This window comes from Algoriphagus boritolerans DSM 17298 = JCM 18970 (genome assembly GCF_900108085.1).
Lineage (GTDB): Bacteria > Bacteroidota > Bacteroidia > Cytophagales > Cyclobacteriaceae > Algoriphagus > Algoriphagus boritolerans.
The window spans coordinates 112,986-130,338 of sequence record NZ_FNVR01000009.1 but is presented as its reverse complement, the minus strand read 5'-3'; the positions used below and the strand labels follow the sequence as shown (position 1 = coordinate 130,338).

At 43.1% G+C, this 17,353-nt stretch carries 12 protein-coding genes and 1 riboswitch; of the genes, 7 read left to right on the top strand and 5 right to left on the bottom strand.

What is annotated here, in order from left to right:
- Positions 1-50 precede the first annotated feature (50 nt).
- Together C4S61_RS10465 and C4S61_RS10460 are read left to right on the top strand one after the other, a co-directional pair.
- Positions 51-1,778, top strand: a complete 1,728-nt coding sequence (locus tag C4S61_RS10465; protein ID WP_103924751.1) for a RagB/SusD family nutrient uptake outer membrane protein — start codon at positions 51-53, stop codon at positions 1,776-1,778.
- Positions 1,779-1,911: 133 nt separating this feature from the next.
- Positions 1,912-5,436 (top strand): FG-GAP-like repeat-containing protein, encoded by a 3,525-nt coding sequence (locus tag C4S61_RS10460; protein ID WP_103924750.1) that lies wholly within the window; start codon positions 1,912-1,914, stop codon positions 5,434-5,436.
- On the opposite strand, the gene C4S61_RS10455 is transcribed toward C4S61_RS10460, so the two are convergent.
- A complete protein-coding gene (locus C4S61_RS10455) occupies positions 5,437-6,198 on the bottom strand; it encodes a creatininase family protein (RefSeq protein ID WP_103924749.1) in 762 nt (253 codons plus the stop codon). It abuts the gene before it with no gap.
- Between the two features lie 86 nt (positions 6,199-6,284).
- On the opposite strand from C4S61_RS10455, the gene C4S61_RS10450 reads away from it, so the two are divergent.
- From C4S61_RS10450 to C4S61_RS10435, 4 genes are all read left to right on the top strand, one after another.
- Positions 6,285-7,265 (top strand): isoaspartyl peptidase/L-asparaginase family protein, encoded by a 981-nt coding sequence (locus tag C4S61_RS10450; protein WP_103924748.1) that lies wholly within the window; start codon positions 6,285-6,287, stop codon positions 7,263-7,265.
- A 3-nt stretch (positions 7,266-7,268) separates the two neighbouring features.
- Positions 7,269-8,006, top strand: a complete 738-nt coding sequence (locus C4S61_RS10445) for a copper homeostasis protein CutC (protein WP_103924747.1) — start codon at positions 7,269-7,271, stop codon at positions 8,004-8,006.
- A gap of 7 nt (positions 8,007-8,013) precedes the next feature.
- Positions 8,014-9,552: an FG-GAP repeat domain-containing protein gene (locus C4S61_RS10440; protein ID WP_103924746.1), complete on the top strand. Its 1,539-nt coding sequence runs from the start codon at positions 8,014-8,016 to the stop codon at positions 9,550-9,552.
- Positions 9,553-9,665: 113 nt separating this feature from the next.
- Positions 9,666-10,124, top strand: a complete 459-nt coding sequence (locus C4S61_RS10435; protein ID WP_103924745.1) for a CBS domain-containing protein — start codon at positions 9,666-9,668, stop codon at positions 10,122-10,124.
- 460 nt (positions 10,125-10,584) lie between these two features.
- Here the strand turns inward: C4S61_RS10435 and C4S61_RS10430 are convergent, their stop codons facing one another.
- The 4 genes from C4S61_RS10430 to C4S61_RS10415 all read right to left on the bottom strand — a co-directional run bounded on the left by C4S61_RS10430 (position 10,585) and on the right by C4S61_RS10415 (position 14,227).
- The gene (locus C4S61_RS10430) at positions 10,585-11,751 is read right to left on the bottom strand and encodes a trans-sulfuration enzyme family protein (protein ID WP_103924744.1); all 1,167 of its coding nucleotides are present in this window, start codon (positions 11,749-11,751) and stop codon (positions 10,585-10,587) included.
- Positions 11,752-11,848: 97 nt separating this feature from the next.
- A riboswitch (SAM riboswitch) is annotated at positions 11,849-11,953 on the bottom strand.
- A 61-nt stretch (positions 11,954-12,014) separates the two neighbouring features.
- Entirely contained in the window at positions 12,015-12,575 is a 561-nt protein-coding gene (pth, locus tag C4S61_RS10425; RefSeq protein WP_103924743.1) for an aminoacyl-tRNA hydrolase, read from the bottom strand.
- Between the two features lie 127 nt (positions 12,576-12,702).
- Entirely contained in the window at positions 12,703-13,275 is a 573-nt protein-coding gene (locus C4S61_RS10420; RefSeq protein ID WP_103924742.1) for a 50S ribosomal protein L25/general stress protein Ctc, read from the bottom strand.
- Positions 13,276-13,300: 25 nt separating this feature from the next.
- Positions 13,301-14,227, bottom strand: coding sequence for a ribose-phosphate pyrophosphokinase (locus C4S61_RS10415; protein WP_103924741.1), 927 nt, complete (start codon positions 14,225-14,227; stop codon positions 13,301-13,303).
- 259 nt (positions 14,228-14,486) lie between these two features.
- On the opposite strand from C4S61_RS10415, the gene C4S61_RS10410 reads away from it, so the two are divergent.
- Positions 14,487-17,204, top strand: a complete 2,718-nt coding sequence (locus C4S61_RS10410; RefSeq protein ID WP_103924740.1) for a M14 family metallopeptidase — start codon at positions 14,487-14,489, stop codon at positions 17,202-17,204.
- Positions 17,205-17,353: the final 149 nt, after the last annotated feature.

Sequence of the window (17,353 nt, the reverse complement as noted above, 5' to 3'; positions counted from 1 at the left end):
AAACAACTTAATTTGAATCGAGTTATAGAAACTATAATAGATTAAAAAAGATGAACAATTTTAAATTAAAAATCGGCGCCCTACTAGCATCCACAGCGATGATGGTAGCAGTGAGTTGTAGCGACGAATTCTTGGAAGTGCCCCCGGTGGGGCAATTGGCAGAAGCCCAATTGTCATCATTGGCAGGTTTGGATGCGTCTTTGATCGCAGCCTACTCCCAGGTAAATGGTCGTGGAAACAGGTTAGGATCTCCTTCCAACTGGGTGTGGGGGAGTATCAGAGGGGGAGAGGCAAACAAAGGAACCGACCCTGGTGATTTTAGTACCATTAATCCAATCCAGCGATTCGAAAACAATGCCGCTGGTGGTGAAATGGGATCAAAATATACTGTTTGTTACGAAGGGATTGCAAGAGCCAATAATGTGTTGAGGTTGCTGACAAAAGCAGGATCAGATGTAACCGATGCGGATAAAGTTAGACTATCTTCTCAGGCAAGATTCCTAAGAGCCCATTACTATTTCGAACTTGCTCGAGATTACAACCAAACACCGTATATCGATGAGACGGTAGATTATGGTAGTGGATTGGAAGAAGTTAAAAATGATAAGTCACTGTGGCCGTTTATTGAAGCAGACTTCGAATATGCAGCTGCAAACCTTCCAGCTACACAGCCTCAAGTAGGTCGTGTAAATCAATGGGCTGCTAAGGCATATTTGGCAAAAGTTTACTTGTATCAGAAGAAGTTTGCCGAGGCAAAGACCTTGTTTACCGATGTCATTGAAAACGGCGTTACTTCCAATGGATTGAAGTATGATCTGGTTCCTTACTATGATGATATGTTCCGGGGAGCAAATGATAACCATGAGGAGTCTGTATGGGCATATCAGTCTGCGGCAGGTACAGGTTCTGTATTGAATGCAAATCCTGAGTTTGATTTGAATTTTCCTTACAACACCGGACCATCTGGTCCAGGCAACTGCTGCGGATTCTTCCAGCCAAGCTTTACGTTTGTAAATGCATTCAGAACTGCCAATGGTCTTCCATTATTGGATAAATCCTACAATTCTCCTGCAAATGAAGTGAAGAATGATTTTGGAATTGCTTCAGGTGCGCCATTTACTCCTGATGCCGGTCCTTTGGATCCACGGTTGGATCATACGGTTGGTAGAAGAGGTATCCCCTATTTGGATTGGCAAGATCACCCAGGAAATGCTTGGATTCGTAATGAAGCCAATGGAGGACCATATTCCCCAAAGAAATATGTTTATGCCAGATCTGAGCAAGGTTCTTTCCAAGACAATTCATCTTGGACTCCAGGATATACCGGTATCAACTTTATGATTATCCGATTTGCTGATGTGCTTTTGATGGCTGCTGAAGCAGAAATTGAAACTGGTGGATTGGAAAAAGCCCGTGAATATGTAAACCGCGTAAGAACCCGAGCAATCAATTCTAAAATTATGAGAGCTGACGGTACTATGGCTGCTAATTATGTGATTAATACTTACGATGCACCATGGACTAACGCTGATACTGCAAGACTAGCTGTCCGACATGAAAGACTGCTTGAATTGGGTATGGAAGGTCACAGATTCTACGATCTTCAGCGTTGGGGTACTGCCCAGGCCGAATTGGACTTCTATTTTGCTTATGATGCAGTGAAGCTTCCTGCGCCACTTGGTGGTTCTAAATACACTGATAAGTATAAATGGGTGCCAATTCCACAAAACCAAATTGATCTTCAACCTGATATATTAATTCAGAATCCAGGTTTCTAATATTCTGAGTGTAATCAGACAGTTAAATGGGAGGCTTTTGCCTCCCTTTTTTTGTGCCTTTTATTTCTTTACCTTTTTTCTGCAAGTCGGAAAATGCTAATTTCAACTTTGCTAGAAATCTCCCAAAATCGCTATGAAGTACCGTCTAATTTTAATAGTAGTATGCTTTGTTTTTCTTTTTTCTTCCTGTAAAAAAGATTCCACTTTATTTGAATTGAGGTCCCCTGACCAAACCGGAATTAGTTTTAATAATGAAATCATCGAATCTGATTCATTCAATATTCTTACGGATGAATATATTTTTAATGGAGGAGGCGTAGCAATAGCGGACTTTGACCAAAATGGATTGCCTGATTTGTTTTTTACAGGAAATCAGGTTTCCAATCGACTTTACCTGAATGAGGGCGAATTTAAATTCAAGGATATTTCCGAAAGTGCAGGTATAATGGCCGCAGATAAATGGTGTACAGGCAGCGTAATAGTAGATATTAACAATGACGGGTGGCCTGATATTTATGTGGCTGCTGCAATGAAAAAAGGTCCCGGAGAGCGGAACAACCTTTTGTTTGTCAATCAGGGCAAAGATGCTTCAGGTCAGATTACCTTCAAAGAAACGGCCGCTGAATACGGATTAGATGATCCCGGGAATAGTATGGGGGCCGCTTTTGTGGATTATGATTTGGATGGTGACCTCGATCTTTATGTATTAAACAATGAGCAGCTTACCGCAAAGCCAACCAACTTCAGACCAAAAGTAACGGACGGTTCGGCGATCAATAATGACAGCTTCTATCGAAATAACGGGGATGGTACGTTCACCAATGTCACGATTGAAGCCGGAATCACCTTTGAAGGATTCGGGCTGGGATTGCTGGTCGCGGATGTAAATAACGATGGCTGGCCGGATATCCATGTCAGCAACGATTACATTACCAACGACATTCTGTACATCAATAATCAGGATGGGACTTTTTCCAATCAGACTAAAGAGAATTTAAGGCACCAAAGCCAGTTTTCGATGGGTTCGGATATCGCCGATTTTAATAATGATGGTCTTCCGGACTTGATTACCATAGACATGCTGGGTGAGGACAATTATAGAAAAAAGACCACCATTGGCAAAAACGTCTATCAAACTTACCTCAACAATGAACAATTCGGGTATGAGTATCAATATGTCCGAAATATGCTTCATCTGAACAATGGGCCGGGAATTCCTTTCTCAGAAATTGGCCTCATGGCCGGAGTTTACCAGACCGATTGGAGTTGGGCACCGCTTTTCGGAGATGTGGACAATGATGGACTTAGAGATTTGCTGGTCACCAATGGATTCCCACGTGATATTACAGATAAGGATTTTGCCAATTACCGGGCAGATGTGGGAAACATCGCCTCAACAAGGCAATTGTTGGATTCTATTCCTATTGTAAAAATTCCAAACTATGCGTACAAAAACTCCGGTGATTTAACTTTTCAGGATGCCGGGGAAATTTGGGGATTAAATAAACCTTCCTTTTCCAACGGAGCAGCATTGGTAGATTTGGATGGCGATGGGGACTTGGATTACGTGGTCAATAATATCAATGACCCTGCCTTTGTTTTTGAAAATAAATTGAATGCAGGAAAGAAGGAGCCAAACTATCTGCGGGTTAAGTTGAAAGGTTCTATTTCTAATCCTCAGGGGCTAGGTGCAAAAGTTCTTTTAAATCCAACTGCTGAAAGCCTGCAATATCAGGAAATGCAAGTGGCGAGAGGATACATGTCATCTGTTGAACCGATACTTCACTTTGGCCTGGATACGCTTGGTTCTGTGGCAGAGCTAACAGTGATCTGGCCGGATGGCATGGAGTCTAAACTTTCCAAGATCAAATCCAATCAAGTACTTGAAGTGGATTACGCTTCTGCTCAGCGAGGAAGTAATTCGGTGGCCATATTGACTTTAAAGTCTTCTCCCAAATTCTTAACTGAGGTTGCTGATGAGATTGGAATTTCATTTATTCATCAGGAGGTAGATAAAATTGACTTCAACGTGCAGCGGACTTTGCCGCACAAATTGACCCAGTTTGGACCCGCTCTGGCGGTTGGAGATTTGGATGGGAACGGCTTGGAAGATCTGGTAGTGGGTTCCTCCTCAGGATTTGCTCCGGTTTGGTATGCACAGCAGGAAGGCGGTAAGTTTATTCAAAAAGAGCTTCTCCCGGGTGAGAATTCGATTTTTGAAGAAACTGGCATTCTTCTTTTTGATCTGGATAATGACGGTGACCTCGATCTCTATTTGGTCAGTGGAAGTTCGGAATTCCTGCCAGATGCAGCAGAATACCTAGATCGGATTTATCTAAACGATGGAAAATGCCAATTTACTTTGGATAAAACCTTTTCAGCGGTGAAAGCTAATGGCAGTGCCGTTCGAGGTGCGGACTTTGACGGGGATGGATTTATGGACCTTTTCGTAGGTGGCAGATCGCCTATTGGCAAGTTTCCTTTGGCTGAAAAAAGCTTTCTGCTACGAAATATAAATGGACGGTTGACCGATGTAACCGATCAAATCGCCCCAGAACTGCGGAACGTAGGAATGGTGACAGATGCAGTTTGGTCAGATGTGGATGGAGACGGAAAAGTCGATCTTATCGTCGTGGGTGAATTGATGCCCATTACAATCTTCATGAATAAAGGAGATAAGTTTGAAAAGCTACAGGATACCGGATTCGAAAAATATCTTGGTTGGTGGAATTCCATAGCGACGGCGGATTTTGACCAGGATGGGGATTCTGATTTTGTAGTAGGAAATTTGGGGGCAAATAATGCGCATCATCCTACTTTTGAAAGACCTGTGAAAGTCTATGCCAAAGACTTTGACAACAACGGGAGTGTAGACCCAGTGACATTTGCTTATTACAAAGACAAACAGGGAGGGACTTATAATTCATTTCCCAGTCACTTTTGGGATGACCTGAATGGGCAAAGCCCGATGTTCAGAAGAAAATTTGATCGGTATAAGTACTTTGCATTGAGTACAGAAGCCTCATTTTTTACGGAAGAGGAAAAGAAGGACGTGGTGATACTTACCGGAAATTACGATCGGACCATTTGGGCTGAGAATCTTGGCAATGGGAAGTTTAAGGTGCATGAATTACCAACAATCGCTCAAATAGCCCCAACTTATGGAGTTGTCACGGATGATATCAACGGTGATGGTTTTTCTGATATTCTTATGGTAGGCAATGACTATGGAAATGAAATTTTCATTGGAAGGCTGGATGCTTCTGTGGGACTACTTCTTCTCGGAGATGGGAAAGGGAATTTTGAGCCCGTCAATGCCCGAGATAGTGGATTTGTAGTGCCTGGTGACGCTAAAGCTCTGGTAAAAGTGGGTTTTTCCCAAGGAGCACCACTCTATTTTGCTTCACAAAATCGAGGAAAATTACTCACCTTCAAATCAACCTACCAAGAGGCCAAAACGCTCTCTTTTGGGCAAGAAGCCATGGCACTCATTCTCGAACTTGAAAATGGAAAACGGCAGCGCTTTGATTTGAGCTTAGGTTCCGGATTTGGATCCCAATCTTCAAGGGAGGTTATTCTGCCGAAGGGAACCCAATCAGCCGTTATGATTGATTACAAAGGGGAAATGACTCCGGTTGGAATATTCACCAGGAATTGATCACTTGTAAAGTTCTCCCGGTTTAACGTCGCATATATCGGTGATCAATTCTGCGATTTTGTCTGTGATATCTTCGAAATACCTCCTCCCTTTCTCAGGGGAGGCTTTTTTTGGATTTCCGATACCAGTGTCTTCGGTTACCTGAGACCACTTTCGCTCGGCCCAGGCCCATTTTTCCCGAATCCCTTTGATCACGGATTTTCGCTCCGCACCATCTCCTGCCACCTCTACGGGCAAAATTAGTTCAGGGTGTAAGTATTGAATCAAAGCAGTTTCCATCTCATCGGCATGGTCACCGGCTTCTTCAAAATACTTGGATTTGTCCAATGCCTGAAACCAATTGGCAGTAAAAAGTAACATTTCTGGAAATTTAAGTCCTAATTCCCGAAGCATGGGCTGGAAATTATTTCCGCCATGGCTGTTGAGGATGAGCAATTTTTTAATTCCTTGACGGTTAAGGACTTCAATAATATCGGTCAAAATAACCTGCTGAGTGCTTGGGTAGATGTTGATATCCAGGTAAATGTCGCTTTGACCGGTATTGACACCGAACGGAATGGTGGGAAGCACCACGACTTTTGATCCTTTTTCCCAAGCTTTTCTTGCACCTTCTGCGCTCATGGCATCCGCCTCATAAATATCTGTGCCATAAGGCATGTGATAATTATGGGCTTCCGTAGCACCCCATGGCAGGACCGCTAAGTCATAGCGAAATGTTTTAAGATCTTTCCAGGTGGCTTCTTTTAGAAGGTAGGGGCGCATGGGATTAGTTTTTAGGATTTGGACGGATGGTGGGTTGTTTTGGATCAAAATTGATAATTTGAAACCCGGTTCTAAAAATAGTCTCAATGTCTCAAAGAAGAAAGTTTATTAAGCAAAGCCTGATGGGTTCTGCCGTATTTTTTCCCGGTTTGGCCGGGGCATTTTCTCAATCCTTGGAAAAATTCGACCCACAGCGAGAAAAACCACTTCTACTTTCCACCTGGAATCATGGCGTTCCTGCAAATGCAGCAGCTTGGGTCAAACTCAATGAAACGGGCAGTATTCTAGACGCAGTAGAGGCAGGCGTTCGGGATACCGAGTTGGATATGGAAAACTTATCCGTTGGACTACAAGGCTTGCCGGATCGGGAGGGGATCACCACACTGGACGCCTCCATCATGAGGGGGGATGGGGCTTGTGGTTCGGTGGCTTTTGTCCGTCAGATCAAGCATCCGATTACATTGGCAAGAGCGGTGATGGAAAAAACTCCCCATGTCATGCTGGTCGGGGAAGGAGCTAGACAATTTGCGATAGCACAGGGATTTACATTAGAAGAAGAAAAATTAAGTCCAAAAGCCCGGATTGAATACGACAAATGGAAGGTGACTAGCCAATACAAACCCATCATCAATATCGAAAATCACGATACGATTGGTATGATCGGATTAGCTGCCGATGGAAAACTTGCCGGAAGCTGTACGACTAGTGGCTTGGCTTATAAAATGCACGGAAGGGTAGGGGACAGCCCGATCATCGGGGCGGGTTTATATGTTGATGATGAAGTAGGTGCGGCTACTGCCACAGGTTTGGGTGAGACGATTATTAGGATCTGCGGAAGTTTCCTGATCGTGGAATTGATGCGTCAAGGGAGATCACCGCAGGAAGCCTGCGAAGAAGCTGTTCGGAGACTGGTGAGGAAAAGCAAAAATATTCAGGACATTCAGGCCGGTTTTCTGGCGATAAATAAGGATGGAGATACAGGTGCTTACGCGGTGCATCCAGGTTTCAACTTTGCCAAGGCCACTGCTGCCGGAAATGTCTTGCTGGATTCCAAAAGTCATTTTTAAGTGATGGAGAAGATTTTATTAGAAGCTCCGGTTTTTAATTTAGAGGCTGCTTTAGAGGCTGTAAAGTTTGGAATTGACCGATTGGAGCTTTGTTCCAATTTTCCCGAAGGGGGAGAAACCCCAAGTGCTGGAATGCTTCGCTTCCTGAAAAGTGAAGTAGCTATACCGGTCTTTGTGATGATTCGTCCGCGAGGCGGTGATTTTGTGTACACTCAAAATGAGCAAATCGTCATGAAGCAAGATATTCAGTTGTTGACTGATTTGGGAGCGGATGGGTTTGTATTTGGAATATTGGATGAGAAAGGAAAAGTGGATGAGTCGGCTTGTAAAATGCTTCTCCGGACTGCGGGGAGTAAGCCTTGTACCTTTCATCGAGCCTTTGATGCCTCCTCGGATTTGGAGGATTCTCTTGAGCGTATCCTTGACCTGGGGTTTCAGCGGATTCTTACTTCAGGAGGAAAAAACTCCCTGACCGAAGGACTACCTGTAGTTTTAGATCTTTTGGAAAAGGCTCAAGATAGAATCATCATCATGCCTGGAGGAGGAACTAAAGCAGAACATGTTCCGATCTTGAGAGAAAGCGGCTATTTGAAAGAGGTCCACGCATCCTGCAAAGTGGCCAAATCTTCTCCGAATCAGTTTATAAATGATGGCTTGTCCTTTTCGGGCATGCCTTTGGATTTTTCGCTTCGATTTGGAGTGGATCCGGAAGTTGTGAATGAATTTAGATCAGTACTCTAATTAAAAAATGCGAAAGTATCTCTGGATTGTTGGGTTGTTGTGTGGGAGTTGTGGGCCGATTTCAGAGCGAAAGCAGCCACCGCCGAGTTTGCAACAACTGGCTCAGTCTGACTTGGATTTGACAGGGGAGCAATTGGCAAATGGCTATTGTGCCGCTTGCCATGTCAAACCTGAGCCGGATGTCATGGATAAAATCACTTGGGAGACCAAAGTGCTGCCGGATATGCGAAAGCGCATGGGGCTGTATTTGGAGGAGGATTTTGGTACTGCACTTCCGGAGGACGAGGGAGTGCCGGCTGGGATTTATTCCAAAACACAATACATTACCCGAGAAAATTGGGCAAAAATCCTGGACTATTATTTGGATAATGCACCGGAGTCACCACTTCCTCAAGCTGAAAAGGTGGCTCCCAAAAGTGGAATGCCGGGGTTTGAACTCGAAATCCCAGACTTTTCATTTATCAGGCCAAGTCTTACCACGATGGTTCGTGTGCATCCTGAAACCGGGAATTTATGGCTTGGACATCGCTTTCGTTCGCTTTTTGTCCTTGATTCAAAGCAGGGTTTTAAGCAATTGGACTCCATTGCTACACCTGTAGCGCCTGTGGAAATAAAATGGAGGTCCAACGGGAATTTTGAACTTCTGTCTATGGGTTTGATGGATCCTGCCAACGATTCCATAGGGGTTTTACAGACTTACACTCCGCTCAATAAGACCTGGGCTTCAAATCCTCTCCGGGAAAAGCTCATGCGCCCAGTACATGTCGAATTCGCGGATTTTAACGCAGATGGTACTGAAGATCAGGTAATCGCCCACTTTGGAAATCATCTTGGCAAATTGAGCCTTTACCTCTCCGGTTCAACGGGTTTTGAAGAAGTGATTCTGAAAAGTGATCCCGGAGCAAGGCGGACGATTGGGGTGGATTTCGATGAAGATGGTGACTTGGATATTTTGGCTTTGATGACTCAGGCCAAAGAGTCCATTATTCTTTTTGAAAATGAAGGAAACGGGAAATTTCGAGAGCGGGTGTTATTGGCATTCCAACCTGCGTTTGGGTCGAGTGATTTTCGTTATGAGGATATGACAGGAGATGGCAAACCGGATTTGATTCTTGTGAACGGAGACAACGCGGATCAATCCCAGATTTTGAAGTATTACCATGGAGTTCGGATTTTTGAAAATGAGGGTAAAGGGAAGTTCACCGAAAGCTGGTTTTATCCCCTTCATGGTGCCAGTGGATTGGAAGTGGGGGATTTTGATGCGGATGGGATGCCGGACTTGTTTGTCATTGCATTTTTTCCGAGCCGAAAAGAATTTCCCCGCCAGGATTTAATTTATTTCAGACAGAAAAAGCAATCGGATTTTGAGCCGTTTATCTTGGCCAATGCTCCGGATTTTAATTGGTTGACCCTCACCAAAGGCGATTTGGATGGTGATGGAGATCACGATATTGTAGTTGGGACTTTTGCCTTTGATGAGCTGTACAAACAGCCAACTTCAGATTGGAGGCCATTTGTTGTTTTGAGAAACCAGAGTAATAAATGATTGTATATCTGATATATTCAAAATAAAAGTTTGAAAATAATTTTATGTTCACTTTTTAATTTCTTTTTCTCTAAAAAATCAGTAGCTTATTATCTTCCCGAAATAATTAAGCTATGGTAAAAAGTTTTCAGGGGGTCAGAGAGGTTGAACCCAAAGCCCCGATTCAGCAGATTCTGGTCAAAGACCACATGAGTACCAATTTGGTCACTTTTCTGGAAGAGGATACGATTGATCAGGTTCTGGAAGTCCTTGCCAAACGAAAAATCTCCGGAGCACCGGTGTTGGATGAGTCTGGAGCGTTGGTGGGTATAATTTCAGAAGTAGATTGCCTTGGAGAGATTATTAAGGGTAAGTACAGTAATACGGTCAGATTTCCGGCTAAAGTAAAAGAATACATGAGTACCAATGTTATTTCACTGGATCCGGGAATGTCACTTTTTGATGCAGCACAGAAATTTTTGGAACATAAAATCCGAAGGTTTCCCGTCTTAAAAGACGGACATTTGGTCGGGCAATTAAGCTTAAGTGACGTGATTCGAGCATTTCCCAAACTCAAACATACGACTTGGTAAATCCCGGTACTTAAATTCGTCTGACCAAATCGTCACTAAGGTTTTGTAGGTTTGAAAAGAGTTGTTTGTATCAAAACTATTGCTGAACCAATGATCTAATAAAACATTAAGAAATTAAGAAAATTAAGAACTTGGTTATAATGCCATTTTTGGCTTTATTTTTATCGGCGAGGATGAAACTTTATTCTTAATGACCTTAACTTACTTAATGTTTCAAATTTGTCAATCATTAATATGATTATCCGCAATCCTGCCAGTAGATCAAAATGAGCTTGGATGGGGGCGGATAATCGTCCACAGACGACAGTCCACAGTTCACAGCACGGTTTATCGAACTTCAAACCTTACTTAATTTGGCTACTGGTAACAAAGCGGATATACACAATCATTAATATTTGAATTTGGAAATGGCTTTTGAAGATAGTCCTCTTTGAAAGATTTATATTTTTTTACTGTCTATTCACTTCGACTTTTCTATGGCTCGTTCCACATCTCTCAGAATATCTTCATGATGTTCCAGGCCTACCGAAAGTCTAATTAATCCATCACTGATACCCACACGAGCTCTTTCTTCCGTTGAAAGTTTACTGTGGGTCGTAGACGCGGGATGCGTGACAATGCTGCGACTATCCCCCAGATTTGGCGTGATCGAGATCATCTCAAGTTGATCGATAAAGCGCTGGGCACGAGCTAATCCACCTTTAAGCGTGAGCGTAATGATTCCTCCCCCTGCTTTCATTTGTTTTTTTGCCAAATGATGCTGTGGGTGGGAGGGCAGAAAAGGATATTTTACGCCATCCAATTCTGGATTTCCCTCGAAGTATTGAGCTATTTTTAAAGCATTTTCGCAGTGTCGATCCATCCGGACTGCCAATGTTTCCAGGCTTTTGGTTAAGACCCAAGCGTTGAAAGGGGAAATCGAAGGGCCCGTATGTCGAGTAAAAAACTGTACCTCTTTCATCAATTCCTGCTTACCCAAAATAAGGCCCCCCAAGACTCGCCCTTGTCCATCGATGTATTTGGTTGCACTATGGGTGACGATGTGTGTACCCCATTTGGCAGGTTGCTGCAAGTATGGTGTGGCAAAGCAATTGTCCACTACAAGTATCAAATTGTGTGCTGCTGCAAACTTTCCTGCCCATTCCAAGTCGATGATTTCCAGTCCGGGATTGGATGGTGTCTCGAGGAAGAGCATTTTGGTGTTGGGCTGGACGAGTTTTTCCCAGTTGAGGTAATCTGAAATATCTCCATAGGTCGAAGTGATTCCCCATTTTGGAAAAACGCGGGTCAACAATTGATGGGTGGAACCAAACAAAGATCTGGAAGCTAAAATATGATCACCCTGCTGAAGTAAAGCTGCAATACTTCCAAACATGGCGGCCATTCCGGAGGCTGTTGCGATGCCATCTTCAGTTCCCTCTGCCGCACAAACTTTGGCAATCAACTCAGAAGAATTGGGATTGGCATATCGGGAATAAATATTACCGGGGATTTCATCCGCAAACATCGCTCGTGCTTCCTCGGCCGATTCAAAAGTAAAACTGGAAGTCAGGTAAATCGGGGAGGAGTGCTCCCGCTCGTTGGATCGGTTTTGGATTCGGATAGCGTCAGTCTCGAAATGGCTCATACAGCAGTGGTTTGAATACAGTTTTGACGTTCAGGACTGAAAAAGATTTTTCCCAAAGACAGTATTCGAACCAGTAAGTAAGGCAGTTGATGTTGCCAATTTATAGTTCCCGCTGAGGGTAGGATTTGGCACCTTTCACCCGAGTTTGTGATGGTTGCCAGAGGGTCATTGAGCCTATTCTCTCGCCTCTTCTTTATAAATCAGTCTCCTGAAGTGATGCAAAGAAATGGGTTGCTTGGATCAAATCCAAATCTGTTCAATAATCAATCGTTAAACTGTGTCATAGTCTGTGCGATACCGATGGTACAAAAGCTCAAAATCATCTCAATTGCTTTGTCCATCATCATCGGAAGTTCGTCAAATTCTCTTTGAGTAAATCTTCCCAAGACATAATCCACCTGTCTGCCTTTTGGAAAATCATTGCCAATTCCCATTCGAAGTCTGGGATAATCCTGCCCACCGGTAAGCTCCTCGATATTTTTAAGCCCATTATGACCGGCAGCACTTCCTTTGACTCTCATCCGAAGTTTGCCAAAAGGAATAGCTACGTCATCGACAAGGATAAGAATATTTTCTTTGGAAATCCCAAGCTCCTTTATCCAATAATTGACAGCCTTTCCACTCAGGTTCATGTAAGTGGTAGGCTTGATGAGGTGTAGCGTTCTTCCTTTATGTTTGATTTCACTTTTAAAAGCCAGTCGGTCACTTTTCCAAGTCACACCTGCTTTTTCGGCAAGTCTGTCAAGGGTCAAAAAGCCAATGTTATGCCGGGTGAGTTCGTATTCCGGGCCGATATTTCCCAATCCAACGATTAGATATTTCATTTTAAACTTGAATTTTAAGCGGATATAGACCTGTCAGGTTTTCAATACCTGACAGGTCTAGAAATTTTCGAAAATAAAAAAATCCTGCTCGGTTTGGAGCAGGATTTGATAATTGGAGCTAGCTGGATTACTCTCCTTTTTTGCCTCTGAGTGCTCTTGGGATTCCCACAGTCACGATGGATACATTAGGAGAAGTAAGAATTTCAAAACCTTGAGGCTTCAGCTCATTTACTTTGAAAGATTTACCCAAGTCTAGATCTGAAATATCCACTGTGATAAAATCAGGGAAAGTTGAAGCGGTACCCTTTACTTTTAGTTTTCTGGTCTTGAATTCCAGCTTACCACCTTTGGCGATACCGGGAGAGCTACCGGTCACTTTTACCGGGATCTCAAATTTGATTGCTTTGTCCTCTGTATAAGCCATGAAGTCAGCATGAAGTAATACTTCACTGACCGGATGAAATTGTGCTTCCTTCAATACTGCCTTTACAATCGTTCCTTCGATATTCAGCTCAACCAAGTGAACTTCAGGAGTGTAAATCAAATCGCGGAATAAGATAGCAGGAGAGTAAAAATGAATTTGCTCAGGGATGCCAGGTCCGTAAACTACGCAGGGTACATTACCGGCTTCTCTGATTTCATTCAAAGCGGCACTGTCGAGATTTGCTCTTTTAAACCCTATAATCTCTAGTGTTTTCATAAGTATTTGTTTTTTAAATTGGTTTTTAAATAAAAAGAGAACTGATCGAAGTGTTCCCTATGACAGCGTGAATGGCTTTCGCGAATAATTCCGCTACCGACAATACCCGGATTTTTGAGGATTGCTGTTTGAGTGTGATGGTATCAGTGATGACCAGTTCTTCCAAAACAGAATTTTCGATGTTTTCATAGGCTTTGCCTGAAAGAACGCCATGTGTGACAATGGCTCTGACAGATGTGGCACCTTTTTCCATGATAATTTGAGCAGCCTTACACAGTGTTCCCGCGGTGTCGACCAAATCATCAACAAGTATGACATCTTTTCCTTCTACATCACCGATTACTTGCATGGAAGCAATCTCGTTGGCTCTTTTTCTGTGCTTATCACAGACGACCATTTCTACTTCAAAGTGCTTCGCAAAAGATCTCGCCCTTGCTACGCCTCCCACGTCAGGAGCTGCGAAAATCATGTTCGGAAGCTTGAGCGTGCTCAAATAGGGTGCAAAAATAGCAGATCCACTCAAATGATCCAAGGGAATATCGAAAAAACCCTGAATTTGACCGGCATGCAGATCGCAGGCCATGATTCGATCCGCTCCGGCAGAGGTCAGCATATTCGCAATCAATTTTGCAGCAATCGAAACTCTGGGTCGGTCTTTACGGTCTTGGCGGGCATAACCAAAGTAGGGAATAACTGCGCAAACCTTGTAAGCACTGGCACGCTTGGCGGCATCGATCATCAGGCAGAGCTCCAAAATATTATCACTTGGAGGGTTGGTACTCTGAATGATGAATACCGTGCAACCTCTGATTGATTCATCGAAACTCGGCGACATTTCTCCGTCACTGAATTTAGACATCGTCAGATCGCCTAATTTTTTTCCATAATTCTTGGCAATTTTTTCTGCCAATCGAAGACTGTTAGTACCTGCAAAGATTTTGACCTCGGACATGGTGGATTTTTTTTTGGAGCTAAAAGAAAGGAATTAATGACAAAAGTAAGGATTTTTGACGGACAGGCTAAAATCAAACCTTTGGATCAAAGCAATAATGAAAAAAATCCCACGAGACTTCTTTTATTTTAAAAACACAGATCAACTAATCTCCAAAACTTGACCGATCCTGTAATTTTTTTCCTTAAGGATTCAATTATGGTCTGAATACTTGGGTTAAAGATTATTTTTACCAAAAGCTCGTTTTAACCCCGACTTTATGAAACAAATTTTATTTCTATTCCTATTCATTGGGACCTTTCCCTTCTTGGCGAAAGCCCAAACTGTTCCCTCTCCCCAATCCCATTTCGGATTTGATATCGGAGATGAATACATGCTGGCGAATTTCAGTCAAGCTGAAGCTTATTTCAAAAAAGTGGATGAGGCCAGTGACCGCGTGAAACTCGTCGAAATCGGGAAAACTGAATTTGGCAGATCCCAGCCTATGATGATTATCACCGCTCCCCAAAATTTTAACCAAATCGATCGATACAAGGAAATATCCCAGAAACTGGGTCGTGCGGAAATCACCGAAGCTGAGGCTCGTGCCCTTTCTAAGGAAGGTAAACCGGTAGTTTGGATCGATGGAGGCTTGCACGCGAATGAGGTAGTGGGTGCTCAACAACTGATCGAAACACTTTATCAATTGGCATCGAGAAATGATGAAGAAACTCTGAAAATTTTGGATGAGGTCATCATTCTTTTGGTACATGCCAATCCTGATGGAATGGAAATCATGTCGGATTGGTACATGAGAAATGAAGACAAGACAAAAAGAGCACAAAACATCCCTGTGCTTTATCAGAAATATGTAGGTCATGATAACAACCGTGACTTTTACATGAACAATATGTCTGAGTCGACCAATATTTCGCTGCAACAATATGTGGAATGGCTTCCACAGATCATTTACAATCATCATCAGTCCGGTCCTGCGGGAACCGTCGTGGCTGGGCCTCCGTACCGTGATCCTTTTAATCATGTATTTGATCCATTGATTATTACAAGTCTGGATGCTGTGGGTGCTGCTATGATTAACCGGCTGCATGTGGAGGATAAGCCAGGTTATACCCGTCTGGATGGTTCAGTATTCTCCACTTGGTGGAACGGTGGCTTGAGAACAACCCCATATTATCACAACATGATCGGGATTTTGACCGAAATCGTTGGTAGCCCTTCTCCCTATTCGATTCCATTGGTTCCGGATCGATTAATTCCCAATAATGGTACGCCCTATCCTGTGACTCCTGGTCCTTGGCCATTTCGAAGATCAATCGATTATTCTGTCTCACTCAATTATGCAATTCTGAATCACGCCGTAAGACATGGAGATGAGCTTTTGTATAACTTTTATTTGATGGGTAAAAAATCCATTGATCGGGGAAATACCGATACCTGGACCCGATATCCAAAAAACTCGCAGGCGATTCAGGATACATTTGATGCCTCGCAGAGGAAAAAGGCTGACGATGACGCTGAAGAAGCATATTTTGGCAATCGATCAGGTTTGCCTATTCAGTTTTATGATTCTGTCTATAAAGACCCCACGAAAAGAGACCCACGTGGCTATATTCTTTCTGCGGATCAGCCGGACTTCTCGACCGCGATTAAGTTTTTGAATGCCTTGATCAAATCCGGTATTTCGGTTCACAAGGCAACAGCAGATTTTTCTGTAGCAGGAAAAAATTATCCAAAGGGATCTTATGTCGTCAAGACTGCCCAGGCTTTCAGACCACACGTTTTGGATATGTTTGAACCCCAGGATCATCCAAATGACTTCCTTTATCCAGGAGGTCCTCCAATTCGGCCGTATGACGCAGCTGGCTGGACGCTCGCGTTGCAGATGGGCGTTGCCGTGGATCGAATTATGGAAGGGTTTGACGGACCATTTGAAAGAGTCGCTTATGGACAGTTGCTTTCACCAGAACCAACGACTCTACCAAATGCTTCAGGATATCTACTCGATGCTCGGGTAAATGATTCCTATATGGCAGTTAATGATTTGCTTAAAGCGAAAGTAAAAGTCTATCGAACTAATGAGCTTAGCAATAGACTTCCTTCGGGATCTTTTTATGTTCCCGCCTCTGGTAAAAAAGAATTGGAGACGATCACAAAAAGCTACGGTATCAAAGCCGTGGTAAGAAAAGGTATACCAGCTGGATCTAAGGAAGTTAAGCCTTCTCGAATTGCTCTTTACGATTACTATGGAGGTTCGATGCCATCCGGCTGGGTGAGATGGATGATGGAGCAGTATCATTTTGACTACCAGCAAATATTCCCTCAAGAGATAGATGGAGGGGATCTGAATGAAAAATACGATGTGATTTTATTTATTGGCCCAGGAATACCGGGCGCATCCGGTGGATATGGCAGCGGTAGCCAGCCAAAAAAAGAGGAGATTCCTGCTGAATTTCATCACATGATTGGCAGACTGTCTATGGACAAATCCGTCCCTCAACTGAAATCCTTTTTAGAAAATGGGGGCCAAGTAATTACTGTCGGAGCAGCCACATCGCTTGCTTATCACCTAGATCTTCCTGTTTCAAATGCCTTAGTAGAGATTGCTGATGGTAAAGAAAAGTTATTGACGGGAGATAAATATTATATTCCCGGAAGTGTGTTAGAAATGTACGTGGACAATTCCTCTCCTGCTAATTATGGCATGGGTGAGAAAGCAAATGTGCTTTTTAATAATAGTCCAGTCTTTAAGCTTTCTCCCGATGCGGCTTTACAGGGTGTAAAGCCTTTGGCTTGGTTTGGAACCGAAGAGCCATTAAAAAGTGGATGGGCTTGGGGTCAGCAATACCTCAAAAATGGTGTGACTGCCTTTGAAGCTCAGATTGGAAAAGGAAAGTTGTATGCATTTGGTCCTGAGATTACCTTTCGAGGCCAGTCTCATGGGACCTTCAAAATGCTTTTCAATGGATTGTACAAGTAAATTCCAAATAGAAAAACAAAGTAATAGGCTGTCTTGAAAAAGGCAGCCTATTCCTATTTTAGGAATCATACAAAAAACATTTTTAGAACGGACTATTTTATTAGCGCTGTAGCAGAATTTATCTCTTAAGGATTTTTGAAATAATAAGT